We start from the raw sequence: 26041 nt of genomic DNA on the forward strand, positions 1-26041 counted from the left end.
CTACATAAAAAAATTCAAAAATGATAATTCAAAAGACAGAAAATTCTAAGCTAGCTACTTTTGATCCTAATAACTTTTCGTTCGGAGATACTTTCATAGATCACATGATTATTTGTGAATACGAAGACGGAAAATGGGGTGATGTTAAATTGGTTCCTTACGGACCACTTCCTTTTACACCAGCCATGATGGGGGTTAATTATGGACAAGCTTGTTTCGAAGGAATGAAAGCCTACAAAGATGAAAATGATGACGTATTTTTATTCCGTCCCGAGAAAAATTTTGAAAGAATTAATAAATCAGCTAAACGTTTAGCAATTCCAGAAATTCCAAGAGAGGCTTTTATAGATGGGCTTAATGCGTTGGTTGATGTTGACAGAGCATGGATACCAAAAGGAGAAGGAACTTCTTTGTATCTTCGTCCAGTCGTTTTCGCTACAGAAGAAGTTTTGAAAGCGAGAGTATCTAACAAATATATGTTTGCGATTGTTGCAACACCTGCAAAAAGTTATTATTCTGCACCAGTTTCTGTAAAAATATCGGATTACTATTCTCGTTCTGCTAACGGAGGAGTAGGATTTGCAAAAGCAGCAGGTAATTATGCTGCATCATTCTATCCAACACAATTGGCTATCGATGAAGGTTATGACCAAGTTATTTGGACAGATGACGCAACCCACGAATATTTTGAAGAAAGTGGTACCATGAATGTTTTTGTACGCATTAATGATACCATCTATACACCTAGTACATCAGAAAAGATTCTGGACGGTGTGACCAGAGATAGCTTTATTCAATTGGCTAAAAATAAAGGAATTAATTTAGTTGTCGGCGATGTTAAAGTGGCAGATGTGGTTGCAGCGGCTAAAGATGGTAGCTTGAAAGAAGCTTGGGGCGTAGGTACTGCGGTAGTTACAACAAGATTTGAAGCTATCGGTTATGGTGATGAGAAATTTGTTTTGCCAACTTTGTCAGATGACGAAAGCTTTGCTTACATTTTGAAAAAAGCTTTGGTAGACATTCAAACGAATAATGCGGAGGATATCTTCGGATGGAGAGTTAAGGTTGATAAAAAATACTAGAACTTATCTTAAAATATCATAAAGTCGACTTTTGTCGGCTTTTTTTATATCTGGAAATGGAAAGAAATGACTAATAATTTCTTATTTTCGCAAGATATTTATGAAAAAAATAATTCTTTTAAGCATCGGCATGCTTAGCTCTTGTATCAAACAAAGTCCTATCTACGAAGCGACTTCCAACGAAGTATCGCACGAAGAGATGGAAGCTTCCAAAACCAGAAACAAGAATCTAAATATTTTGGAACGACAGCAGATCCAACAATGGATTGATGCGCAAGATAAAAAATTCTATTCCATGGGAATGAATTATTGGGTAGATATCGAAAATCTAGCTTCAAACCATAAAAAAAATGATGGCGAAAAACTAAGTTACGAATATGACATCTACGATTTTGATATGGTGAAATTGTATGATAATGCCAAACAAATCAAAGATCAAGAGTTAGGGAAATTTGATGATCTTCGCCCAGTAGAGGATGCGGTACGCTATATGAAAAAAGGACAGGAAGCTACCTTGTTGGTGCCTTCTGCCTTAGGATTTGGATCTTACGGTGACAATGATAAGATTGCTAGCGACATGCCAATTATCATTAAAATAAGGACACTATAATTAAAAATATATATGAAAAAACTACTATTTGTACCGATATTATTAACATTATTAAACTGTAAAACATTGGAAATAGACAAAGAAACTTACAACAGCCTTACAGATGGTTTATATGCTAAGATGCAAACTTCAAAAGGCGAAATGCTTGTTAAACTCGAAGACGAAAAAGCACCTGTAACAGTAGCTAACTTCGTAGGATTAGCAGAAGGCAAAATCCCTAACAAAGCGAAAGCAGACAAAGTACCTTTCTATGATGGGACAATATTCCACAGAGTCATCAAGGATTTTATGATCCAAGGTGGCGACCCGAAAGGAACAGGAATGGGCGATCCAGGATACAAATTTGCTGATGAAAAAAATGACCTACAACATACAGGAAAAGGAATACTTTCTATGGCGAACTCTGGTCCTAATACCAATGGCTCTCAGTTCTTCATTACAGAAGTGGCTACACCTTGGTTAGACGGCAGACACACGATTTTTGGAAAAGTGGTAAAAGGCAACGAGGTTATCGACGCTATTGCAACGGTAGAAAAAGCTGCGAATGACAAACCAAAAGAAGATGTAGTTCTTCAGAAAGTTACAATTTTTAGCAAAGGCGATCAGTACAAAAAATATGACGCGCTTAAAACTTTCGAAGAAGGTAAAGCGAAAATCGAAGAAAACAACAAAGCTTTCGAAGCCAAAGCAGAAGCAGAACGTCTTAAAAAACTTCAGGAATTTCAAGCTAACCAAGACAAATTGGTGAATGCTTTAAAGGCCGAAATGCAGTCAACAGCTTCTGGACTTTATTACAAAATCACAAAGAAAAACGAAGCTGGTAGCACACCAAAATCTGGAGATATCGTATCCGTACATTATGCTGGAAAGTTGGTGGACGGTGAGGAATTCGACAACTCTTTCAAAAGAGGCGAGCCTATCCAGATCCCGATTGGCGTAGGACAAGTTATCAAAGGTTGGGACGAAGGCATCCTACTTCTTAAAGAAGGCGAAACGGCAACACTGCTTATTCCGTCAAGCTTAGGATATGGCGAAAGAGGTGCTGGAGGCGTTATCCCGGCTAATGCCTGGTTGATTTTTGATGTAGAATTGGTAAAAGTAGGAAGCTAAAACTTCTCACAATCAATTAATATACAAAAGCTGTTTCTTCGGAGGCAGCTTTTTTATTTGGGCGCCATTTCCGGCTGTCACTAGTCGCTGCGCCGCGCCTTGGCTATTGCCCGCGCCTGCGGCGCGAGCTCCGACAGGCCGTTCCATCCGGGGCGCACCAGCTTTGCACATAATACTAACGATACAAAATCGTACTTAAAAAAGCAAGTTTGGCATTTAGAAAGAACAATGGAAATGCATTAAAAAAGGGACAATAACCGAAGTTATTGTCCCTTATTTATTTTGTATAAAGTAAAATTTATTTCATATCATACATCATTAAGGCAGTGATTAGTTTTGGCTCGATGTAAGTACACTTTGGAGGCATTTTTATTTTTTTATCAGATATTTTAATGAGATCTTGGAAGCTTACAGGATAAATGCCAAAGCCTACTTTATAAACCCCAGAATCTACCTTTTCTTTAATTTTTATAATACTTTCTTTACAAGAATTTCCTTTGATATAGTCTGTTTTTTCGGCACGTTTTTCTTCAGTATCTAGCTTCAAAATTTTATCAAAAACATATTTTTCCAATAGATAATGGTCCATATCGTTGTGTCCTTTTTCTTCCACGCGAATATCATGTTTCACATGGAGGCTGTAGAATTTGCCATCGAGATACATGCTAATATGGAATTTTTGCGAAGGATAGTAGATCTCGTCACCTTTTTCGTGTATTTGGAAATCTTTTGCTAAAGCTTCCAAGAGTTGCTCGGGGTTTAGCCCGTTTAAATCTTTTAAAAGACGGTTGTAATCGTGGATTTTTATGGATTGGTTAGAAACAATAAAGCTGTATACAAAGTTAAAATGTTCTAATCCAGAATATTTTTTATTCTTATCACGAAGGCGTTTGGCATGCTCGCCAACACTTCCGATTCTGTGGTGTCCATCTGCAATGTAGAAAGAATCAATAGGATCCAATACCTCTTTGAACTGTTGAAGCTTCAGTCGGTTGTCTATTTTCCAGATTTTGTGTCTTACACCTTGATTGTCCAAATAGTTGATAATCGGCACATTTTTCTGTTCGTGCGACATGAGCAATTCTACTTTAGCATTGGCATTGTAAGTTAGCAATACGGGTTCTGCCTGTAGATGGACTTTGTCAAGATAATGCGCCATTTTCATTTTGCGCTCGGTGATGGTGGATTCGTGCTTTTTAATTTTTCCATTGAAAAAATCATCAACACTTACCAATCCCAAAAGACCTCTGAAGCTTGATTTATTTGGTAATATTTGCTCGTAAAGATAATAGGAAGAATCGTCTTGTGTTAACTTTTTAGCTTCTAACATTTCCTCAAAATTGGTACGCACTTTTCTTAAGTTGCGATCAACATCTTTGGATTTGCTAACCACGGCAGGTTTTATCATTTGGATATAAGAATCCTCGATATTGGCCTTGTCGTTGATTTCTTCCTGAGAAAAATTGTCTAAAGAAGGCGTTGGGAAAACATCCATAAGTTCAGGATGAGGTCTTACACCTTTGAAAGCTTTGAAAGTCGGCATTATTCTAATTCCTTTTTGATGTTTATGATTTGCTCGGCAAGTTCTAGTCCTATTCTTTCTTGCGCATCTATTGTATTTCCTCCGATATGTGGGGATAATGACAATGCAGGATTCATTAATAGTGGTAACTCTGGCTGCGGTTCGTTTTCGAAAACATCCAAAGCAGCACCTGCTATTTTTCCATTTTCTATATAGTCTATAAGCGCTACTTCGTTGATAACACCACCACGAGCTGTATTGGCAATGAAAACACCATCTTTCATCATTTCCATTTCTGGCGCGTCGAGGATGTAAGCATTAAGTTTGCTCGTATTAATGCTTATAAAGTCGGCTTTTTGTAAGACATCTTCTAAAGTTACAGATTTTATTTGGAAAGTCAGACTTTGTCCATCGAAAAAGTGAAGTTCTATCTGTTCTGTTTTAGGTGTTCTGTTATAGGCGATAACCTTCATGCCTAGGCTGATTCCTATCTTGGCAACTTCAATTCCTATTTTTCCTAATCCTACTATGCCTAATGTTTTTCCTGATAGCTCAAAAGCTTTAGCAAATGATTTTTTGAGACTATCAAACTTGGTGTCACCTTCTAGTGGCATCAATCTATTAGACTCGTGCAGGTTGCGGGCTAAACCAAAGAAATGTGCAAAGACCAATTCTGCAACGGACTTGCAAGACGCCGTTGGTGTGTTGATGACGTAAAGACCCTTGTCTATTGCGTAGTCAACATCGATATTGTCCATCCCAATACCGCCACGTCCAAGGATTTTCAGGCTAGGGCATTCGTCGATAAGTTCTGCACGAATTTGTGTAGCACTTCTTACCAAAAGAACATCTACTTGGTTGTCATTGATGAATTTTGCAAGATGTTCACGCGCTACTCTGTTTTCGAGTACGGTGATGCCAGCTTCGGTAAGTTTGTCAATTGCGGATTGGGAAATCCCGTCGTTTGCAAGAACTTTCATTGTTTAGGGTTTTATTAACGCTATCATGTTGATGCTAGCTGTTATTTAATTTTAAAATTGAACAAAAATACAAAAGTTTAAAAAACTGTCAAAAATATTTTTGCAAATTCATTATTATCTACAAAAACACCTTCTAATATTGAAAATAGAAGGCGTTTAATTATTATTTCTTCAAAGTATTACGCGAAGTTTTTCATGACATCAACCAAAACTTGTACGCTTTCTATCGGCATCGCGTTATAGATGCTTGCGCGGTAACCTCCTAGACTTCTGTGTCCGTTTAGTCCACTGATTCCTGCTGCTTTCCAAGCTTCATCAAAAGCTTCTTTTTTACTTTCATCTGTTAATTTGAACGAAACATTCATTAACGAGCGATCTTCTTTTGCTGCATATCCTTCGAATAAAGGATTGCTGTCAATCTCGTCATACAGAAGTTTTGCTTTGGCTTCATTTTTTGTTTCAGCAGCAGCGATGCCTCCGTTTTCTTCCAAATGTTTCAGCGTTAAATAGGAAACATATACTGCAAAAACTGGCGGCGTATTTAACATGGACTCTTTAGCAATGTGCAATCCTAAATCCATATAAGAAGGGAGATTACGTCCAGTTTTTCCTAAGATATCTTTCTTAACAACGACCAAGACAGCACCAGCTGGCCCCATGTTTTTTTGAGCGCCTGCGTAAATCAAATCAAATTTTGAAAAGTCTAACTGACGGCTAAAAATGTCAGACGACATGTCGCAAACCATCAATGTATCTACTTTCGGGAATTCTTTCATTTGTGTTCCGTAGATGGTATTGTTGGATGTGCAATGGAAATAATCGTAATCTGCGCCTACTTTATAGTCTTTCGGGATATAGCTGTAGTTGTCCTCTTTTGAAGAGGCTACAACATCAATATTGCCAATTTTTTTAGCTTCTTTTATCGCTCCTGCAGCCCAAGTTCCGGTATCGGTATAAGCTGCTTTTCCGTTTTCTGTAAGAAGGTTAAGTGGTGTCATCAAAAATTGGAGACTTGCGCCACCTTGCAGATAAAGCACTTCGTAATCGTCACCTAGATTCATCAAGCGTTTTACGATGGCTCTGGCCTCGTCCATTACAGCAACAAATTCTTTACTTCGGTGAGAGATTTCTAGTATAGAAAGTCCCATGCCATTAAAGTCCAAAACCGCTTCCGAAGCTTTTTGAAAGACTTCTTGAGGAAGGATACTTGGTCCAGCACTGAAATTGTGTTTTTTCATTTTATTTTATTAGATTTTGGTGTTTTCTAACAATGTTATTCGTTGTGTAAAAAAGCTTTTTTAGCCAATAAAGATTCTTCTGATTCTACATGATCATCATCTGGTACACAACAATCTACAGGACATACTGCCGCACATTGTGGCTCTTCATGGAAGCCTTTACATTCTGTACACTTATCCGAAACGATGAAATATATATCATCACTCACCGGTTCTTGTGGTGCATCTGCATCTACTGTTAATCCAGAGGTTAAAGTAACTCTACCCTGGAGTGCTGTTCCTTCGGATGCTTTCCAGTCTACTGCGCCTTCATAGATTGCGTTGTTTGGACATTCTGGTTCACAAGCTCCGCAATTAATACATTCATCTGTTATTTTAATAGCCATTGCTATATTATTTTATAATTTTGTGCAAAATTACGAAAAATAAGATAAGTAATGATGAACAATGACAAAATTTATGGTCTGGCTAAAGTAGGCGAATTTTTATTTGATTTTTTAGCACAAGCACCTGATAATTATAATGCTACGCAACAAAGTTTCGCAAACGTTCTTAAACAATCTAAGGTCGAAAATCCTTGGTTCGATGAGCCTAATATGCGCTTTGCGCTTAATACTTGGGCACAGTTGCTGAATGTGGAAGCTATCAAAGCTTGGTTAGCAAAATACAGTTTTCAGAATTCTGGTAAAAAAGTCGGACTAATTTTGGCAGGAAATATCCCAATGGTTGGTTGGCATGATGTGATGTCGGTGATATTGTCAGACAATATTCCAATGATTAAATTGTCATCAAAAGATAGACTTGTCATTCCGTTTTTACTTAATTTATGGAAAGAATTTAGTAATGATTCTGTACAATACGAACTGGTAGAACGCCTAGAAAATTTTGATGCCGTTATTGCGACGGGAAGCAACAATACGGCACGTTACCTCGAATATTATTTTAAAGACAAATCTGCAATTATCCGAAAAAATAGAACAAGTCTTGCGGTTTTATCAGGTGATGAGACAGATGAAGAATTACAAAAATTAGCTGACGATATTTTTATTTATTATGGTTTGGGATGTCGCAATGTGACACGACTTTTAATTCCTGAAAATTTTAAATTGGATAGATTGTTTGAGAATTTTTTAAACTATCAAAACATCATCAATCATAACAAATACGCGAATAACTATGATTACAATCGCGCAGTTTATTTATTGAATCAAGATCAATTTTGGGATAACAATTTTGTAATGTTGAAGCAAGACGACAAACTATTTAGTCCACTTTCGGTTTTGCATTTTAGCCGTTACAAGACTTTGGAGGATATTAGCGATTTTATTAAAGAAAATGAAAACGAAATTCAGACGATTGTAACAAACATGGATTTGGAATTTGAAAGCATAAAACTAGGAATGGCACAACAACCAGCCCTTGATACCTACGCAGATAATGTCGATACAATGGCATTTTTGTGCGCATTATAAATTCTTGTTTTAATAAATTTTTAAATTTCAGAATTAAATAAAACCCCTAATAATCGCGTTTAAATTGTGAGAATTTAATAGAAAAATACTTGTCCATTTTTCGGTTGTCAGCCTTTTCGTTCTTTTTTAATTTTGAAATAAAAAATGAAACTTTCCAAAGATATAATGTATCAAGCTTCTTGCAACAAAAATCCAGATTTTGAAGGCGTTTTTTGGATGGCTGTGAAAACAACGGGTATTTTTTGTCGTCCAACTTGTACCGCAAGAAAGCCGAAAATAGAAAATGTTGAGTTTTTTGATAATACCAAAGATCCAATCCTGAAAGGTTATCGCCCATGTAAAATTTGTAAACCTTTGGAAAGTCCCGACCAAACACCCGAAGCAATCCAAAAATTGTTAGACGATTTATCACAAGATCCATCGATGAAATTTAAGGATTATGATTTGGTACAACGGGGCCTGGAGCCCGCCAATGTTAGACGTTGGTTTCTCAAACATCATGGTATGACATTTCATGCATTTCAAAGAATGTTTAAAATTAATTCCGCGTTTAAAAAACTTCAAGACGGCGAAAATATTATAGATGCCGCACTAGATATTGGTTATGAAAGTTTGAGTGGTTTTAATGAAAGTTTTAAAAATATATTTGGCGTTTCTCCAGCACAATCCAAAATGGAAAAAGTAATTGATCTAAAACGTATCGAAACTCCTATTGGGACAATGATCGCTTGTGCCGACAAACATGGAATTTGCCTTTTCGAATTTTCCGATAGAAAAGCTTTACCCACGGAATTGAAACAAATTTCCAAACATTTCGATGCTAATATTATTCAGGGAGAAAATCCACATTTCACAACTTTACAAAAAGAACTGAAAGAATATTTCGAAGGCAAAAGAAAAGAATTTACAGTGCCACTTTCGCCAGTAGGAACAGATTTTCAAAAACGAGTTTGGGAAATTCTTCGTACAATTCCTTACGGGACCACGCGAAGTTATCAAGAACAAGCCCATATTTTGGGAAATCCAAAAGCGGTGCGCGCGGTAGCCAATGCCAACGGTCTTAACAAAATATCGATTCTTATACCTTGTCATCGTGTGATTGGCAGCGACGGAAAACTCACGGGTTACGGCGGTGGCATCTGGCGAAAACAGAAACTTCTGGAACTCGAAAAAGCAATTTTGTTTTAAAAGTAAAAACCTATCATTTTAATTCTTAAATTCATACAAAAATTAAAATGAGAAAATATAAAATCCAAACCAAACCTTTTGTTGTCCCAACCACCGATGGGAAGCTCATCGAAGAACATTGGGGAAATACAACTTCTCATAAGAATATTTCTATCGCGTATATGTCTGCGCCACCAGGATGGAGCGAGCCTCACCAGACGCCAGATTTTGACGAGTTTACACTAATAATTTCTGGAAAAAAACAAATTGAGATAGATGGCGAAATTGTCATTGTAGAGAAAGGACAAAGTATTTTGATTGAAAAAGGTGCGCGCATTCGTTATTCGAATCCATTTTCGGAGGTTTGCGATTATGTGGCGATTTGTATGCCTGCATTTTCGATGGATCTTGTTAATCGCGAAGCCTATTAACATTTAAGATTTAAAAATTTTAAACGTAAAAAGAAAAACAGAATCAAAAAAATAATTGATTCTGTTTTTTATTAAATCGATTATATTTTTTATAAAATTAAATCTCTGAACAAGCGCTCAAAAGTTTTATCCAAATCGACAGCTTGTCCAGGATGAGGTCGCGAAGTCTGGATGATAGAACTCCGCACTGCGGTTAGCCAACGGAAACGTTCGGGGATTTCCAATTGCGCAATCGGACCAAAATCTTTACCTCCTTTTGCAACATTTTCGAAAGACATCAAATGTTTTTCAATAACTTCAAATTCTGTTTCGCAAAAAAAACATTGCATTTTGTCGGGACAAAGATGGGTTTTCACTTTGATGTATTTTTCACGTTTGCTAAAGATGACCAAACCAACGTTTATAAATTCTTCACGCTCAGGTTTTGGCACCAATCGGATTACCGCGTACTCATATAATTTTACTTCTTGCATCTTTCGCTTCGTTTACAAAGTTATCAGAATTCGCTAGTCGTCTGGTCAAAAACTGGAAATAGACTTTTTTTATTTCCTCTGGAGAAAGTTCTGTATCGCGCCATTGCAGCCAATCTTCGGGAATAAGTTCTACAATGTTACGCAGAATGTCATCGGTCAAAATTGTTTTAAATTTTAGATTCACTTCATCCAGTTGATCCGCTTGCGGTAGCAGAACATGATCTTTTATCATCGGGAAATTGCTGATTGCATTCTTCTCCCAATTGTCCCAAGAATGATGGAAGTACAAAGATGCACCATGATCGATGAGCCACAATTCTTTATGCCAATACAGCATATTGGTATTCCGGAAAGTACGGTCGATATTGGTTAGATAAGCATCTAGCCATACGATTTCAGACGAAAGCTGAGTGTCAATTTTTACCGCTGCAGGATCGTAGTTAATCGCACCAGAAAGATAATGCAAAGCCAAATTTCGTCCCACACTAGCTTTCAACAAATCCTGAATTTCCTCATCAGCTTCAGTTCTTCCAAAATCTTCATGCAGATATGCGAACACCAATTCAGGCGTTCGGAAGCCCAAAGCTTGCGCAATCTTTCCTCCGATAAGTTCAGAAATTAAGGCCTTTACACCGTGTCCCGCACCACGAAATTTTAATACATATTTAAAGTCGTCATCCGCCTCCGCCAAAGCAGGCAAAGAGCCGCCTTCGCGCAATGGCAAAATATAACGTAAGACCGTTACCGTTCGTAATGATAAATCCATTTTGTTAATTAAAGTGTAAAAATAGCATTTTTTTGGCGCCTATTTCCGTCCTCCGTTCCCGCTTTTTGTTTTTTCAAAAAACAAAAGAGCTCCACTCAGGCCGGGGCGCGCTGCGCACGTTGACAAAGAAGGATTTTTGTATTTAGTTTTTGATTCCATGAGACTTTTCTTATTTTTGAGAAAATTTAAAAACCTATGTCGTCTTTCATCGACTTTGGGATTGCCAAAAAATCCTATGAACATCAACAACAAATGAATAAAATAACCGAACTTTTTAATATTAAATATCCAATCATCCAAGGCGGGATGATTTGGCATAGTGGCTGGAGGCTTGCTTCGGCGGTTTCTAACAATGGCGGATTGGGACTTATTGGTTCTGCAAGCATGTATCCCGACATTCTTCGCGAAAATATCAAAAAATGCAAAGCGGCAACAGATAAGCCTTTCGGGGTTAATATCGCGCTGTTGTATCCCAATTTAGAAGAAATCATCAATATCATTTTGGAGGAAAAAGTAAAAATTGTTTTCACTTCAGCGGGAAATCCAAAAACTTATACTGATGTTTTAAAGAAAGAAGGCATCAAAGTGGCACACGTGGTATCATCTACCAAGTTTGCTATCAAATGTCAAGATGCTGGTGTGGATGCTATTGTTGCAGAAGGTTTTGAAGCAGGTGGTCACAATGGTCGCGATGAAACAACAACTTTAGCTCTAATCCCGAATGTTAAAAGACATATCACAACACCACTAATTGCTGCAGGCGGTATTGCAACAGGAGCGCAGATGAAAGCAGCGATGATTCTTGGTGCAGACGCTGTACAGGTAGGATCACGTTTTGCCGCGACAACTGAGGCGAGTTCTCATGAAAATTTTAAAAATAAAATTGTTGAAATCGGAGAAGGTGACACACAGTTAACTTTGAAAGAATTGGCGCCAGTACGTTTGATAAAAAATAAATTCTATCAAGATCTGGAGGCGCTTTACGAACAAGGCAGAAATGTTGAAGCGCTTAAAGAAACGCTGGGCCGTGCACGTGCAAAACGCGGCATGTTCGAAGGCGATTTGGTGGAAGGCGAGTTGGAGATTGGACAATCTTCGGCTTTGATCGATGAGGTGCTTCCTGTTGAAAAAGTTTTTGAAAAGCTGATTGCAGAGTTCAATGCAGCAAAAGTTGATTTGATTCTTTAAGAAATTGGGAACTAGGAACTAGGAACTAGGAACTAGGAACTGGGAACTGGGAACTGGGAACTAGAAATTAATCATTAATAATTTAAAAAACGTGTTTTCAAAACAAGAAGCGGCGCAGTTAAAGAAAGAATTTTGGACAGCTTTTGGGAAAGCTTTTCCGAGAAAATGGCTATTGTATGATACCAAAATAAAAGATTTTTCTTTTAAATTTTATGCGGATAACAAAAAAGTAGAAGTTTCGCTGGATATCGAAATGAAAGATGAGCTTTTCCGAAATGCATATTTCGAGAAGATTTGGTCCTTAGAATCTATTTTGGAAGAATACGTAGGCGACTTTACGAAAGATGAATTTTATGTTTTGGACAATGGGAAAGTTATCAGCCGAATTTGGGTTACAAAAACGAATGTTAGTATTTTTAATAAAAATTCGTGGCCCGATATTTTTGATTTTTTTGTTGAGAAAATGTCGGCTTTCGAAATGTTTTATTACGAATATGAAGATTTTATAAAAGATGTGTGATCCAATGTGCTGCTTAAAATTAATGATTAAAGGCTTTTAAAATAAAAGTATAAGAATGAAGAAAATAACAATAAAAGCTAAAGATTTTTTCGAATTGTTAAAATTGAAAGGCGAGTCGATGTGGGACGTTTTTGCATCGCTTATTGATGGGGAAGAAAAGGAACTGATTTTTGTGGACGAGGACAACAAGTTTTTGTTCGCGTATATTTTGCCCAAAAATCTTGAAAAACTGAAAGAAGATAAAGCGCTTTTTTCTAAAGAATATGCCGAAAAATTGAACGACCTCAATTAGTCCAGCAAAAGAAAAAATCTACATCTAGCCCCGATTGCAGCGAATAGCCTGAGCAGTCGGGGTTTTGTTTTGGCGCGAAGCCTAGCAGCGGAAAGCGGGCTGGGATTGTCGAAGAATGTACGCTTGTCCTGCTCCTAAGATTTAGGCTGTAGTTTTAAACTTTTCTGCCATTCGATATAACCAACAATGGCCATGAAACTGAATACGAAATATTGTAAAGATGTGATAGCGAGGCCTTTGTAAACCATCATCGGGATGCAGATGATATCGGCGACAATCCAAAAAATCCAGTTTTCGACGCAGCGTTTTGCCATGAGCAGCATGCCGACCAAGAATAAAGAGGTTGTTAAAATATCGAGATAATTGGCCCAATCCAAATGGTAAAGTCCGAGGTTGACATTTTCTAAACTGAATTTGTTGTCGATAAAAGGTTTGAAGTAATAAACCAGTCCGACAAAAATTATACTCAATACAAATAAAATACTGGCATTGAACCAATCTTTTTTTGAGGCTTTTTGTACTTGGACATGGATATGGTCATCCGAATGTTTTGCCCACAAAATCCAGCCGTAGATGCTCATCACCGTGTAATAAACGTTGATAAGCATGTCGCCTAAAAGCCCGAAAACAAACATAATGTATATGAACAAAATCGTGGAAACCAAGCCAGTGGGATACACCCAAATGTTTTTTTTGATGGAAAAATAAACACTGAGGATACCAAAAACGGTCGCAATGATTTCTAAAATAACCAAATATCTGGGATAGTCTTTGTATTGGGACGCAAGATCTACGAAAAATTCTAACATGTTGTAAAGATATATAATTATTAAAAAATAAGGAATATTATTATGATATCTTTAAAGCTGATTTGTCGCTAGAGTGTTAAAGAATTTTAATAAAATTTTAGAAATTAGTTTTGTAATCGCCTTTTTTTTATATTTTCGTAAGCTTAAAATAAAAACGAAGTAAAGAGTATTTTTTATGTCAAATATTTGGATTAAAAAGCCGCTAAGTGCCTACGAAGCGGATATGAAAAAAAGCCAGCTAAAGCGCGTTCTTGGTAAATGGAGCCTTACAGCTATTGGTGTTGGAGCTATTATTGGAGGAGGAATTTTTGTGTTGACGGGGACGGGTGCTTATTATCATGCAGGTCCAGCTTTGGCAATTTCGTTTATTGTGGCTGGAATTGCTTGCGTTTTTGCAGCCTTATGTTACGCGGAGTTTGCTTCTATTATCCCAGTAGAAGGTTCGGCTTATGCTTATGCATACGGCACAGTAGGTGAGATTTTCGCTTGGGCCATGGGCTGGTGTCTTATTTTGGAGTATGCCATGGCGAGTATGGCGGTCTCGGTGAGTTGGTCCGGGTATTTTAATAAATTTCTGAAGATATTTGGTATTGATTTACCCGCTTACTTAACGACAGATCCTGCAAGTTTTACAGGGGAAGGTTTCTCTATGAATTTGCCTGCTTTTATTATTGTGTTATTAATCACTGCTTTGTTGGTTAAAGGAACCAAAGAAGCTGCTGGTGCTAATAATCTTATAGTTATAATGAAAACTTCTGCAGTTATTTTTGTAGTCATTGCAGGTGCTTATATCGTTTTTACCAATACAGACCTTTATAATGCTGTAGATGGTGTTAAAAACTGGAAACCCTTTATTCCTGCCGAAACTTTAATAAAAAATCCAGATGGTGAAATGGTTTCCGCCTATGGTGTTAAAGGAATTATTTCTGGAGCAGCTGCAATTTTCTTCGCTTATATAGGTTTTGATGCCGTTTCGACGCAAGCAGGAGAAGCTATTAATCCGAAAAAAGATGTGCCTTTTGCGATTATCACGTCTTTATTAATTTGTACCGCTCTTTATATCTGTGTGTCTTTGGTATTAACAGGGATGATGCATTATACAGACTTTAATCCAGAAGGGAAATTCCCAGAGGCAATAAAAGCACCAGTAGCTTATGCATTTGAGATTGCAGGCTATCATTGGGCGAGTAATATTATAACTATTGCCGCGACAGTAGGGCTTATCTCTGTAATTATGGTGATGATGATGGGGCAATCCAGAATTTTTATCGGAATGTCAAAAGATGGTTTGATCCCAAAATTCTTAGGAGAGATTAATCCAAAAACCAAAACTCCTGCTAAAGGAATTATTCTTTTAGGGATTGTAGTTGCTTGCGTAGCAGCGTTCACGCCAATTTCGACATTAGCGGATATGACGAGTTTCGGGACATTGTTTGCCTTTACTTTAGTGTGTATCGCCGTTTGGATTATGCGTAAAAAAGAACCGAACTTAGAAAGAAACTTCAAAGTTCCTGCTTATAAAATCGTGGTAGCATTAGGCGTGTTTATCAATATTTATTTAATACTCAATCTTAGTGCGCACGCTCTAGAATTGTCAGCGGGCTGGCTTTTGTTGGGCGTTTTGGTCTATATTTTCTATGGACGTCGCAACAGCCATCTTAACAATCCACACAAAGACACCAACAACTAACTATACTATTTTAGCCCGCTTTTATGCGGGTTTTTTATTTGGGCGTCTTTGCGGTCTACGGGCAGTCGCTGCTATCCGCGATGGCTTCCGCTCCGCTCAGCCACCGCGGATAACGAGCTCCGACAATGCCCTTCGCCCGGACGCGAGATTTGTCATAAAAATTGTAATTTGTCCTTCGAATATTAATTGTACCTATGAAATCAATTTTCCTATTTATCAGCTTAGCTATTTTTGGCTTCTCAAAATCGCAAAACATCAAAATCGATACATTATTAACCGATAAAATTAGCATTAGAGCCATTCAGTTGCACGATGGGAAAGTGTGGTATGCCGGTTCGCAATCCAAATTTGGTTATGTTAACTTTCGAAATCCTAAAGATAAAAGCCAAATAAAATTAAATGCAAAAAATCAAGAATTCAGAGTGATTGCCAGGTTTCAGGAAAACTTTTTTGAAACCGTTAATGTGGGTTCTCCTGCTCAGTTTTATAGTATTTCCGCTGCTAACCTTAAAGTTTCGGAACTTAATAAAATGTCCGATTCCAGTGTTTTTTATGATTGCTTCAAAGTCAATTCGATTAATAACAATGGTATTGCCATTAGCGATCCATATCCCAACGGAAAACCTAATTTTTTTATCACCTCAAAAAATAGAAAATTGGTGGATGATCCGCTGCGAAAGCTCCCAACTTATGAGAAAGGTGAAGCGCATTTTGCAGCGAGCAATTCCAATGTTGCCATGCATCGTAACAAAGTATGGATTGCTACAGGTGGCACAAAAGCTAGAATTTTCAAATTCGATTGGAAGTCGCCTTACGTTTGGGAGGTTTATGAAACACCTTTTGTGCAAGGTTCATCCTCCCAAGGGATTTATGCGATAGATTTTGCAGATGAAAATTTCGGAATCGCTGTGGGAGGCGATTATACCAAACAATCCGAAAATATTAACAACATCGCCACCACAAAAGATGGTGGGAAAACATGGCAAATACAAGCTTCAGGACAAAATGCCGGTTACTCCACTTGTGTGAAAATAAAACCAAAATCCAAAGGGAAAGAGATTGTAGCATTGGGCGACCAACACATCAGCTACTCTAACGATTACGGGAAAACTTGGACAAAAATCTCCGATGAAAAGGGATTTTATACGTTTGAGTGGCTAGATTCTAAAAGCTTAATATTAGCAGGTAAAGATAGAATCGTTAAATTGACTTTTCTAGATTATTAAAATGTAATAGTCTTTTTCAATATTTGCCGATCGAAAATCATATTTTATAATTAAGGCATCAAGATTCTATTTCGTACCTTTGCTATTCATAATTAATGTCAAAGTACGAGATGATTTCTTTAGTTGATAAATACAATATTCCAGGACCACGTTACACTTCTTATCCAACCGTTCCATATTGGGACGAAAGCACTTTTTCCACAGAAAAATGGAAGCAAAGCGTGATAAGAACTTTTAAAGATACGAATGCCAAAGAAGGTATTTCCATTTATATCCATTTACCATTTTGTGAGGCTTTATGTACATTTTGTGCGTGTCACAAACGCATTACCAAACAACATTCTGTTGAAGTTCCGTATTTAGAATCTGTGATTAAAGAATGGAAACTTTATTTAGAATTATTTGATGAAAAACCGATTCTTAAAGAATTACATCTTGGTGGAGGTACACCGACTTTTTTCTCTCCAGAAAATCTGAAACGACTTTTAGAAAGTATTTTTGAAACGGTAGAAATTGCAGAACATCAAGAATTTTCTTTTGAAGGTCATCCTAATAATACTACAAAAGAACATTTGCAAACGCTGTATGATTTAGGTTTTAGACGTGTAAGTTTTGGCGTTCAGGATTACGATATCAAAGTTCAGAAAGCCATTCATCGTGTTCAACCTTTTGAAAATGTTGAAAATGTAACCCAATGGGCGCGTGAGATTGGTTATAAAAGTATTTCGCACGATTTGGTATTCGGATTGCCACATTCCAATTGGGAAACAACCGAATATACAATCCGCAAAACTTTAGAATTAAAACCTGACCGGTTGGCATTTTATTCTTATGCACATGTGCCTTGGATAAAAGGTGTTGGGCAGCGTGGTTTCGATGAGAAAGATTTGCCTTCTGGCGAAGAAAAACGTAAACAATACGAAAACGGAAAAAAATTATTAGAAGAACTTGGCTACATCGAAGTAGGAATGGACCATTTTTCTTTGGAAGCAGACGACTTGTACCAGTCCTTGGTTCAGAAGAAATTGCACCGTAATTTTATGGGTTACACTTCTAGCAAAACACAATTGATGGTTGGACTTGGTGCTTCTTCGATTTCGGATTCTTGGTATGCTTTTGGACAAAACGAAAAGTCGGTTGAAGCTTATCAAGATTTGGTGGAAAAAGGAGAAATACCAGTTGTTAAAGGTCATATTTTGGATCATGAAGATTTGGTGATTCGTCGTCATATTCTCAATTTGATGTGTCAGTTGGAAACAACTTGGGATGCCCAAACCCGTTTCCCTGAACTCGAAAATGCTTTGGAAATTTTGAAAGAAATGGAAAGTGATGGTTTGGTAGAGTTTGACGAAAATCAAATCAAGATTACTGAGAAGGGAAGGGCTTTCACGCGAAATGTTGCTATGGTTTTTGATCTTCGTATGATGCGCAACAAACCGGAAACCCGAATTTTTTCGATGACGATATAAATAAAACTCCGACTTAATTTTAAGTCGGGGTTTTATTTTTGGAATTTAATTATTCAATACTAATTTTCTGGGAATATATTTTGTTGTTGTTATTCTTTAAAGTCCCAAAATAAATAGCTTTTGGTAAAGTAGAAATATCAATTGCATCATTTTCTTTGACATTGTTTCTGGTCAATACGAGTTTTTTTGCCTCATTATAAGGATCAAAACTTACGATATTGGTGCGTTTTGGCTTTTGTTGGATTTGGATAGCGTTTTGTCGAGTCTTAACAGAATGATTTGTTCTTAAATTTGTTGTTTTTAAGTTGTGGATTTTTTCAATTGAATGTTTGAGGATTGATAAGAATGAAAGATATAAGCCTTGAAATGAAAAATTAGGTTTTGTAATACTTTGATATTTAATATTTTGTGGATTTGGTGAAATCTGAAAAATGTATTATTCCTAAGTTTTTAATAAAAATATTTAATAATTCTCATTAATAAATTACAAGTAAATCTTCCGATGTAATTGGAAATAAATAGATTCGGGTGTTAAAAATTCATAAAATATCAAAAAATCATTATATTTGCCGACTAAATTAATTAATATATATTAAGAAAATGCAAGGAAAAGGACTCGTTACATTGGTTGCTATCGTGCTGGGACTTATTTGTCTTAATGAGCTTTTGCCATCTTTCTATGCTAACAAAATAGAAAAAGAGGCATTGGCTGTTGCTGGCGATAACCAACAAAAATACCAGGAGGAAATTGCAAGATTATCTAAAGATACGTTGAATTTAGGCTTTACTAAACTTAACTATACAGATGCTAAAGCTAAAGAAATGAAGCTTGGTCTTGACCTTAAAGGTGGTATTAACGTGCTTTTGGAAATTAACCAAAGAGACTTGGTGAATGACTTAACAAACTATTCAACAAATCCTGTGTTAATCGAAGCACTTAACAGAACTGAAAAAGTACAAAGAAGCTCAACCAAGAACTTTATTGATGACTTCTTTACTCAGTTTGATTTAGTGAACAAAGAAAAAGCTACAAACTTAAAACTTGCAGATCCTGAAATCTTTGGGAATACCAATCTTACAGAGATTAAGTATAATACGCCAGACGATCAGGTAAAAGATATTGTAAGAAAGAAAATTGACCAATCTGTAGGATTCGCGTACGAAGTTATCCGTACACGTATTGACAAGATGGGCGTTACACAACCCAACGTACAACGTGTCGCTGGTACAGGTCGTATCCTAGTAGAGATGCCAGGTATCAAAGACATCGATAGAGTTAAAAAGATGTTGGCGACTTCGGCTAAACTACAATTCTGGGAAGTACAACAAGTTCCGGAAGTGTATCCATATTTTGAACAATTGGGACAATTGGTTCGTGCAAAAGGTGATTCTATGGGTGTTAAAAATAACACGGACTTAGTGAAACTTATGCAGATTAATACACTAAGATCGAATGGTGTTGCTAATGTTAAATTGTCGGATACTGCGATTGTTAATAAAATTATTAACAGCGAAGTCGCTATTGCTGCAAGACCAACCAATATTAAGTACACCCAATTCATGTGGGGTTACAAACCAGAAAAAGAAGATCCTAACAATCTTGTACTCTATGCCATAAGAGGTAATATCAACCAAAAAGCGCCGGTAGATGGTGCGGTAGAAAGCTCTAATGTAAACTATGACCAGATCGGACGTATCGTTGTAGATATGCAAATGGATTCTAAAGGTGCTAAAGAGTGGAAAACCATGACTGGGAAAAACATCAACAAGCCTGTTGCTGTTACTCTAGATGGTAGAGTATATACTGCTCCTAACGTACAAAGTGTAATCCCGGATGGTAGAACACAAATTTCTGGTAATTTCTCTCAACAAGAAGCTAAAGATCTCACAGACGTTCTAGGTGCAGGTAAATTACCAGCAGGTGCTAAAATCGTTCAGGCTGATGTTGTAGGACCTTCGTTGGGTGCTGAGTCTATTCAGGCGGGTGTTATATCATTCCTTATCGCATTTGCGGTTATCATTATTTATATCATTTTCTATTATGGAGGTGCAGGTATTTATGCCGTTATCGCGATGGTGATTAACCTGTTCTATATCTTCGGAATTATGGACTCTCTAGATGCGACACTTACGCTTCCTGGTATTGCAGGTATCGTATTGTCTATGGCAATGGCAGTAGATGCTAACGTCATTATTTATGAAAGAACCAAAGAAGAACTTTTCCGTGGCAAGTCTATTTTAGAAGCTTATAAAGATGGTTTCAAACATGCATTATCGGCGATTATTGATGGTCACCTTACGACTTTGATTACGGCAATTATCCTTTACATCTTTGGTACAGGACCTATCCAAGGTTTTGCGGTAACGCTTATCATTGGTTTGATTATGACTTTGTTCACATCAGTTCTTTTGTCAAGATTGATGATTTTCAACAGATTAAGCAAAGGTAAATCGCTTTCTGTATGGACACCAATGACGAAAAATGCATTCCGTAACGTATGGATTGACTTTATTGGAAAAAGAAAATATGCTTATATCTTCTCAGCAGTTTTAATGATAATCAGTATTGCATCTATTGCTGTTAATGGGTTCAAATTCGGTATCGACTTTACAGGTGGACGTAACTATGTGGTACGTTTCGAAAAACCAGTCGATGCAGAAAAAATTGAATCTAGCATTGCCAAACTAATGCAAACAGAAGATGGTAAAAACTCTGCTGTAGAAGCTAAAACATTCGGTAGTGGTAGCCAACTTAAGATCTCAACAGATTACCTTATTGATGACGAATCTTTAGCAGCTGACCAAAGTGTAGAACAAAAAATCTACGAAGGCGTAAAAGCACAACTTCCAGCTAATATGACTTTAGCAGATTTCAAAGCAGCAGACAAAGACCATGCAGGTATTGTATCCTCAACAAAAGTAGGACCTACGGTAGCAGATGATATCAAAACAGGAGGTATGTTAGCCGTACTGGCATCATTAGTCGGTATCTTTATCTACATCTTGGTGAGATTCGACAAATGGCAATTTTCTCTAGGTGCAGTTGTAGGTTTATTCCATGATACAGTTGTTATTCTGGGTGTATACTCATTATTCTATAAGATTGCACCATTTAATATGGAGATCAATCAAGACTTTATTGCTGCAATTCTTACCGTGATAGGTTACTCGATTAACGATACCGTAATTATCTTTGACCGTATCCGTGAGTATATCCGTGAGAAAAAATCAATTACATTGGCAGGATTGTTCGACGACTCTATCTCAAGTACAATCGGTAGAACATTCAATACCTCATTCACAACGATTTTGGTTATCCTAGCGATTTTCATCTTCGGTGGCGAAAACCTTAGAGGCTTTATGTTCTGTCTATTGGTAGGTATTGGTTTCGGGACATATTCATCTATTTTCATTGCGTCAGCAACCGCTTACGATTTCTTAAAAGGAAAGAAAAAAGAAGATACGCCACATGGCAAAACAACAGTAGATAATCCTTTGGTTAATCAATAATCAAACAACTTGATACAAAAAACCTTCAGCACAGTTCTGAAGGTTTTTTTTGTTTGGGCGCCATTTCCGGCTGTCACTAGTCGCTGCGCCGCGCCTTGGCTAATGCCCGCGCCTGCGGCGCGAGCTCCAACAGGCCGTTCCATCCGGGGCGCACCAGCTTTGCGTATATTTTTAATACCCATTTTAATAGACTATTTATACCTTATAAATTTAGCAAGCTTGGTAATGCTCGATAGCAAGCTTGGTAATATCCAATAGCAAGCTTGGTAATGCTCGATAGCAAGCTTGGTAATGTTCAATAGCAAGCTTGATAATGTTCAATAGCAAGCTTGATAATACTCAATAGCAAGCTTGCTATTAATTTAAAACAAGTTTTCAGTTAGAATTATAATTTACAATTGATAATTTGTAATTCACAATTCGTAACTTCGCAACGCATGAAAAAGAAGCAAAAATCAGCCGCTATCGGCTTTATATTCATTACGTTATTAATAGATATAACAGGCTGGGGAATTATTATTCCAGTAGTTCCGAAGCTTATCCAAGAGCTTATCCATGCAGATGTTAGCGAAGCTGCACGCTATGGCGGATGGCTGAGTACGCTTTACGCGGTGATGCAGTTTTTGTTTGCTGCAGTATTAGGAGGGCTAAGTGACAAATTCGGGCGTCGCCCCATTATTTTAGCATCATTATTAGGATTTGCAATTAACTTTTACATTCAAGCCATCGCGCCGACAATATTTTGGTTGTTTGTAGGACGTGTATTTTCGGGCATTACAGGCGCAAGCATTACAACAGCCAGTGCTTATATTGCAGATGTATCGACAGACGAAGACCGTGCGAAGAATTTTGGATTAGTAGGGGCAGCATTTGGTTTAGGATTTATTATAGGACCTGTCATTGGAGGTGTTTTAGGACAATATGGTTCGCGTGTTCCATTTTATGCAGCATCAGGATTGTGTCTGGTCAATTTCCTTTACGGCTTGTTTGTTCTTCCTGAAAGTTTACCGAAAGAAAATCGCAGAAACTTCGATTGGAAACGTGCCAATCCTATCGGTGCACTTATGGGATTAAAACGCCATCCCGAACTTTTAGGTCTTATTGCAGCTTTAGTTTTGGTGTATATCGCGGGACATGCTATGCAAACCAACTGGACATTTTTCACAATGTACAAATTCAATTGGAGCGAACGACTGATAGGGATTTCATTGGGTGTTTCTGGTCTTATGGCGGCTTTGGTACAAGGTGTTCTGATACGTTATTTGCAGCCTAAATTGGGTAACGAAAGAAGCATTTATTATGGATTAATATTATATTCTATCGGGATGTTGTTGTTTGCATTTGCTAGCGAAAGTTGGATGATGTTTGCATTTTTGGTGCCTTATGGTTTAGGTGGAATTTGTGGTCCTGCTTTACAATCGGTGATTTCGTCTCAGGTCCCGAATAGTGAACAGGGAGAATTGCAAGGGGCTTTAGCGAGTTTGGTAAGTTTGACCTCTATTGTTGGACCACCTTTGATGACTAATATTTTCTTTTATTTTACACACGACAGTGCGCCTTTCAAGTTTGCAGGTGCGCCATTCTTTTTAGGTTTTATTTTAATGGGAATAAGTGCTGCTGTGGCTTATTATAGTTTTGTCCATAATAGAAAGCTTAAAGAAAAGAAAAATAAAATGTCTTAGTTATAACTCGTAATTCGTTAGTTTCTTAAGAAATATTTAAGCCAAATATTTAGAATCGATTTAATAATGTTTTGTAAGTTTGCACAATGGAATTAAGTTTTGGTGAAATGCTTATGATAGCTTTGGCTATCATTGTTTTATTTGGACCGGACAAACTGCCGGAAATTGCCCGTGGTTTGGGACAAGGTGTTCGTAAAATGCGTGGTGCAGTGGATGATATCAAAACCGAAATTATGAAAGAAGCGGATAATCCTGTTGCCGAAATCAAAAAGGAAATTGACAAGGTGAAGCAATCTGTACAAGATTATAATCCAGTTAATGATCTTAAAAAAACGGTGTCCCTAGAGGAAGATAAACCTAAAGTTGATCCGCTGAATGATGAACACGAAGGTCCTGTAAGTCGATAATATGCACGAATTAATAGAGAAAGATAGAGCGCTTTTAGTGTTTCTGAATAATCTTGGCAATGTAGGAAGTGATCCTTTTTGGTTGTTGATTACTGGCAAATGGATTTGGATTCCGTTGTATATTATTTTTCTTTATTTACTTTTCAAAACCTATAAGCCAAAATCCCTGATATTCATTGTTGTTTTTATTGCTTTAGGAATAACTTTTACAGACCAAATTGCTGGTGTTTTCAAATATGGAATTGCGCGACTGCGACCTTGTCACGATGAAGAGTTAATTCCACAATTAAGAATGATAACTTGTGGCGGAAAGTATGGTTTTTTCTCATCACATGCTGCCAATAGCTTTTTTATCGCAACTTTTCTAAGCATACTTTTAGCCAAAAAATACCGATGGCTTCCGATGGGCGTTTTTATTTGGGCAAGTTTTATTTCATACAGCCGCGTTTATCTCGGGGTACATTTCCCATTAGATATTATTTTCGGTGCTTTGGTAGGTTTTTTATCAGGCGGATTGTTTGCTGAGTTTACCAAAATTGTTCTTAGAAAACAACAAGTAATCTAACCTGTTGTGCATTTTGAAGTAAAGTAAAAAGTGATTGATAACCAGCAGTGTTTCATTACTTTAGTATAGCTTATATAAAATGAAAGCAGTTGTTTAATTTTAAAAGGACTTTTTTTTGAACAAAACTTTGTTTATCATTGCGATAATTTAAGTGCAAAGCAAGACAAGACAAGAATTATTCAATACCATATTGAAAATAGGTATAAACAACGACGTTACACTTATTTACTAAATACAAAAAGGAAAAATGCACAATGATTAGGTAACCTAGTCTTAATTAATCGTTGTGATAAGGTTTTCCTTGCAGAATTGTTGCGGCACGATAGATTTGTTCCACAAAAAATAAGCGTATCATTTGATGTGTGAAGGTCATTTTGGAAAGTGATATTTTTTCGTTCGCTATTTGATAGATGTCATCAGAAAAACCATAAGCACCGCCCACCAAAAAATGAATTTTCTTGATAGAGCTACCCATCCAAAAATCAATTTTTTGTGAAAACTCTCTACTCGTGAATTGTTTACCTTTTTCGTCGAGCAGAATGACCAATTCGCCAGCTTCGATATGATGTTTAAAAAGTTTGGCTTCTTCTTTTTTAAGCGCTTCTGGACTTAGTTTTTTTACATTTTTAACATCAGGAATTTCTACAAGACAAAAATTCCAATGCTTGGGAAGTCTTGGGATGTAATAGTTGATGAGATTACTGATTTCTTTGTCATCGGTTTTGCCGATGCAGAGGAAATTAATTCGCATTTAGTATATTTGTTTGTGCAATAAAAAGCTATGGCTAAAAAATTACCCAAATTTATTATAAAAATTCGAGATTTTCTGGATGGTATCCATATTCCAGGTTTGGGTATATCATTACTGCAAATGATGAAGGTCTATTTTGCGGGGATTTTTAATAATCCTTTGGGCAAGCAGGCGGCAAGTATATCATGGAGTTTCTTTTTGAGTCTTTTCCCGATGATACTATTCATGTTTTCTATTTTGCCATACATGCCACATTATGATAAGTTACAGTTCTATATTTTTGAAGTGCTGATGGACAATGTCTTTCCGTCTCACATGCAGCAAGACGTCAGCGATTATATCCAAAATAATATTGTCCCAAATATGAAGGGCATTAGCAATCTCACGATTTTGTTGGTGTTTGTTTTCGGGACCAATGGTGCTTTTAGTTTAATCAATGGTTTTAATCATAACACCGAACTGCAACGTGGTTTTATCAAAGAATATGCTTTGGCAATGCTCATTACTTTAGCATTTATGAGCTTAGCATTGCTTTCCGTTTTTGGGATTTATTACAGCGAGGTGGTACTCAAACTTTTTACGCCAGAATATAACATCAGTTGGTTGGTCGATAACTTGTCCAAAATTATTGGATTTATCTCATTTCCGTTATTTTACTTTATCCTATTGGCTTTGTTTTATTGGGTAGGCTGTCTTAAAATTACTAAGTTTTCTGAAGCCATTCCTGGTGCGATTTTAACGACTATTTTATTTGTTATCTTAACCTATGGTTTTGCGATTTATGTGGCTAAATTTGCGCGTTACAATGTACTTTATGGATCCATTGGGTCTATTATATTGGTGATGGTTTGGGTAAATATCAATGTAATGCTTATCCTTCTTGGTAACGAATTGAATCTCGCTATTAAAAAAGTAAAACTCGAAAATATCATTCAGCAAGAGATGATTGTTCATGAAGAGCATGCAGAATCTCTATCAGAAAATCTGGATTAAAATTACCTAGAACTCGGTATGTTTTTTTAAAAAACATAATATATTTTTGAAATCAAATAATATACTATGAAAAAAATTACATTAGTTC

The 26041-nt window shown here is 36.8% G+C and carries 25 protein-coding genes; 17 read left to right on the forward strand and 8 right to left on the reverse strand.

From position 1 onward, the window contains the following. Window positions 1-20 precede the first annotated feature (20 nt). The 3 genes from G6R40_RS14440 to G6R40_RS14450 all read left to right on the forward strand — a co-directional run bounded on the left by G6R40_RS14440 (window position 21) and on the right by G6R40_RS14450 (window position 2802). Window positions 21-1082, forward strand: coding sequence for a branched-chain amino acid aminotransferase (locus G6R40_RS14440; protein WP_165137132.1), 1062 nt, complete (start codon window positions 21-23; stop codon window positions 1080-1082). Between the two features lie 100 nt (window positions 1083-1182). Further along, complete coding sequence (locus tag G6R40_RS14445) at window positions 1183-1692, forward strand: FKBP-type peptidyl-prolyl cis-trans isomerase (RefSeq protein WP_165137135.1); 510 nt, start codon at window positions 1183-1185, stop codon at window positions 1690-1692. Between the two features lie 12 nt (window positions 1693-1704). Then, on the forward strand, window positions 1705-2802 hold the full coding sequence (locus G6R40_RS14450; RefSeq protein WP_165137138.1) for a peptidylprolyl isomerase: 1098 nt from the start codon (window positions 1705-1707) through the stop codon (window positions 2800-2802). A 298-nt stretch (window positions 2803-3100) separates the two neighbouring features. Here the strand turns inward: G6R40_RS14450 and G6R40_RS14455 are convergent, their stop codons facing one another. The 4 genes from G6R40_RS14455 to G6R40_RS14470 form a co-directional block, all read right to left on the reverse strand. Continuing rightward, a complete protein-coding gene (locus tag G6R40_RS14455) occupies window positions 3101-4345 on the reverse strand; it encodes a DUF1015 domain-containing protein (RefSeq protein ID WP_165137141.1) in 1245 nt (414 codons plus the stop codon). Continuing rightward, window positions 4345-5304, reverse strand: a complete 960-nt coding sequence (locus tag G6R40_RS14460; protein WP_165137144.1) for a D-2-hydroxyacid dehydrogenase — start codon at window positions 5302-5304, stop codon at window positions 4345-4347. The genes G6R40_RS14455 and G6R40_RS14460 overlap by 1 nt, the downstream gene beginning before the upstream one ends. Before the next feature lie 179 nt (window positions 5305-5483). After that, complete coding sequence (serC, locus tag G6R40_RS14465; RefSeq protein ID WP_165137146.1) at window positions 5484-6542, reverse strand: 3-phosphoserine/phosphohydroxythreonine transaminase; 1059 nt, start codon at window positions 6540-6542, stop codon at window positions 5484-5486. A gap of 35 nt (window positions 6543-6577) precedes the next feature. Beyond that, the gene (locus G6R40_RS14470; protein WP_165137149.1) at window positions 6578-6928 is read right to left on the reverse strand and encodes a 4Fe-4S dicluster domain-containing protein; all 351 of its coding nucleotides are present in this window, start codon (window positions 6926-6928) and stop codon (window positions 6578-6580) included. Window positions 6929-6982: 54 nt separating this feature from the next. Here G6R40_RS14470 and G6R40_RS14475 point away from each other — a divergent pair, with 54 nt between their 5' ends. The 3 genes from G6R40_RS14475 to G6R40_RS14485 all read left to right on the forward strand — a co-directional run bounded on the left by G6R40_RS14475 (window position 6983) and on the right by G6R40_RS14485 (window position 9612). Further along, the gene (locus G6R40_RS14475; RefSeq protein ID WP_410497367.1) at window positions 6983-8014 is read left to right on the forward strand and encodes an acyl-CoA reductase; all 1032 of its coding nucleotides are present in this window, start codon (window positions 6983-6985) and stop codon (window positions 8012-8014) included. Between the two features lie 144 nt (window positions 8015-8158). After that, window positions 8159-9202: a bifunctional transcriptional activator/DNA repair enzyme AdaA gene (locus tag G6R40_RS15355; RefSeq protein WP_165137156.1), complete on the forward strand. Its 1044-nt coding sequence runs from the start codon at window positions 8159-8161 to the stop codon at window positions 9200-9202. A 47-nt stretch (window positions 9203-9249) separates the two neighbouring features. Then, complete coding sequence (locus tag G6R40_RS14485) at window positions 9250-9612, forward strand: cupin domain-containing protein (protein ID WP_165137159.1); 363 nt, start codon at window positions 9250-9252, stop codon at window positions 9610-9612. 89 nt (window positions 9613-9701) lie between these two features. Here the strand turns inward: G6R40_RS14485 and G6R40_RS14490 are convergent, their stop codons facing one another. Together G6R40_RS14490 and G6R40_RS14495 are read right to left on the reverse strand one after the other, a co-directional pair. Then, window positions 9702-10085: a DUF3037 domain-containing protein gene (locus G6R40_RS14490; protein ID WP_165137162.1), complete on the reverse strand. Its 384-nt coding sequence runs from the start codon at window positions 10083-10085 to the stop codon at window positions 9702-9704. Beyond that, a complete protein-coding gene (locus G6R40_RS14495) occupies window positions 10063-10851 on the reverse strand; it encodes a HipA family kinase (protein WP_165137165.1) in 789 nt (262 codons plus the stop codon). The genes G6R40_RS14490 and G6R40_RS14495 overlap by 23 nt, the downstream gene beginning before the upstream one ends. A gap of 252 nt (window positions 10852-11103) precedes the next feature. Here G6R40_RS14495 and G6R40_RS14500 point away from each other — a divergent pair, with 252 nt between their 5' ends. The 3 genes from G6R40_RS14500 to G6R40_RS14510 all read left to right on the forward strand — a co-directional run bounded on the left by G6R40_RS14500 (window position 11104) and on the right by G6R40_RS14510 (window position 12851). Next, the gene (locus G6R40_RS14500) at window positions 11104-12039 is read left to right on the forward strand and encodes an NAD(P)H-dependent flavin oxidoreductase (protein ID WP_165137766.1); all 936 of its coding nucleotides are present in this window, start codon (window positions 11104-11106) and stop codon (window positions 12037-12039) included. 91 nt (window positions 12040-12130) lie between these two features. Further along, entirely contained in the window at window positions 12131-12559 is a 429-nt protein-coding gene (locus tag G6R40_RS14505; protein ID WP_165137168.1) for a DUF4268 domain-containing protein, read from the forward strand. A 55-nt stretch (window positions 12560-12614) separates the two neighbouring features. Next, on the forward strand, window positions 12615-12851 hold the full coding sequence (locus G6R40_RS14510) for a hypothetical protein (RefSeq protein WP_165137171.1): 237 nt from the start codon (window positions 12615-12617) through the stop codon (window positions 12849-12851). Between the two features lie 134 nt (window positions 12852-12985). Here the strand turns inward: G6R40_RS14510 and pnuC are convergent, their stop codons facing one another. Continuing rightward, complete coding sequence (gene pnuC / locus G6R40_RS14515) at window positions 12986-13660, reverse strand: nicotinamide riboside transporter PnuC (protein WP_165137174.1); 675 nt, start codon at window positions 13658-13660, stop codon at window positions 12986-12988. A gap of 175 nt (window positions 13661-13835) precedes the next feature. Here pnuC and G6R40_RS14520 point away from each other — a divergent pair, with 175 nt between their 5' ends. The 7 genes from G6R40_RS14520 to G6R40_RS14550 all read left to right on the forward strand — a co-directional run bounded on the left by G6R40_RS14520 (window position 13836) and on the right by G6R40_RS14550 (window position 24209). Then, window positions 13836-15350 carry an APC family permease gene (locus G6R40_RS14520; RefSeq protein ID WP_165137177.1) on the forward strand — a complete coding sequence of 505 codons (1515 nt, stop codon included), beginning with the start codon at window positions 13836-13838 and terminating at the stop codon, window positions 15348-15350. A 194-nt stretch (window positions 15351-15544) separates the two neighbouring features. Further along, entirely contained in the window at window positions 15545-16576 is a 1032-nt protein-coding gene (locus G6R40_RS14525; RefSeq protein ID WP_165137180.1) for a WD40/YVTN/BNR-like repeat-containing protein, read from the forward strand. Between the two features lie 110 nt (window positions 16577-16686). Next, window positions 16687-18045 carry an oxygen-independent coproporphyrinogen III oxidase gene (gene hemN / locus G6R40_RS14530; protein WP_165137769.1) on the forward strand — a complete coding sequence of 453 codons (1359 nt, stop codon included), beginning with the start codon at window positions 16687-16689 and terminating at the stop codon, window positions 18043-18045. A 600-nt stretch (window positions 18046-18645) separates the two neighbouring features. Next, window positions 18646-21555, forward strand: coding sequence for a protein translocase subunit SecD (secD, locus tag G6R40_RS14535; RefSeq protein WP_165137183.1), 2910 nt, complete (start codon window positions 18646-18648; stop codon window positions 21553-21555). Window positions 21556-21992: 437 nt separating this feature from the next. Further along, window positions 21993-23237 (forward strand): TCR/Tet family MFS transporter, encoded by a 1245-nt coding sequence (locus tag G6R40_RS14540; protein ID WP_165137186.1) that lies wholly within the window; start codon window positions 21993-21995, stop codon window positions 23235-23237. An 86-nt stretch (window positions 23238-23323) separates the two neighbouring features. After that, on the forward strand, window positions 23324-23644 hold the full coding sequence (locus G6R40_RS14545; protein ID WP_165137189.1) for a twin-arginine translocase TatA/TatE family subunit: 321 nt from the start codon (window positions 23324-23326) through the stop codon (window positions 23642-23644). Between the two features lies 1 nt (window position 23645). Beyond that, on the forward strand, window positions 23646-24209 hold the full coding sequence (locus tag G6R40_RS14550; protein ID WP_165137192.1) for a phosphatase PAP2 family protein: 564 nt from the start codon (window positions 23646-23648) through the stop codon (window positions 24207-24209). Window positions 24210-24486: 277 nt separating this feature from the next. Here the strand turns inward: G6R40_RS14550 and G6R40_RS14555 are convergent, their stop codons facing one another. Continuing rightward, the gene (locus tag G6R40_RS14555) at window positions 24487-24960 is read right to left on the reverse strand and encodes a 23S rRNA (pseudouridine(1915)-N(3))-methyltransferase RlmH (protein WP_165137195.1); all 474 of its coding nucleotides are present in this window, start codon (window positions 24958-24960) and stop codon (window positions 24487-24489) included. Between the two features lie 30 nt (window positions 24961-24990). On the opposite strand from G6R40_RS14555, the gene G6R40_RS14560 reads away from it, so the two are divergent. Then, entirely contained in the window at window positions 24991-25953 is a 963-nt protein-coding gene (locus G6R40_RS14560; protein ID WP_165137198.1) for a YihY/virulence factor BrkB family protein, read from the forward strand. The last annotated feature ends 88 nt before the right edge of the window (window positions 25954-26041 follow it).

It is taken from the genome of Chryseobacterium sp. POL2, from assembly GCF_011058315.1.
Lineage (GTDB): Bacteria > Bacteroidota > Bacteroidia > Flavobacteriales > Weeksellaceae > Soonwooa.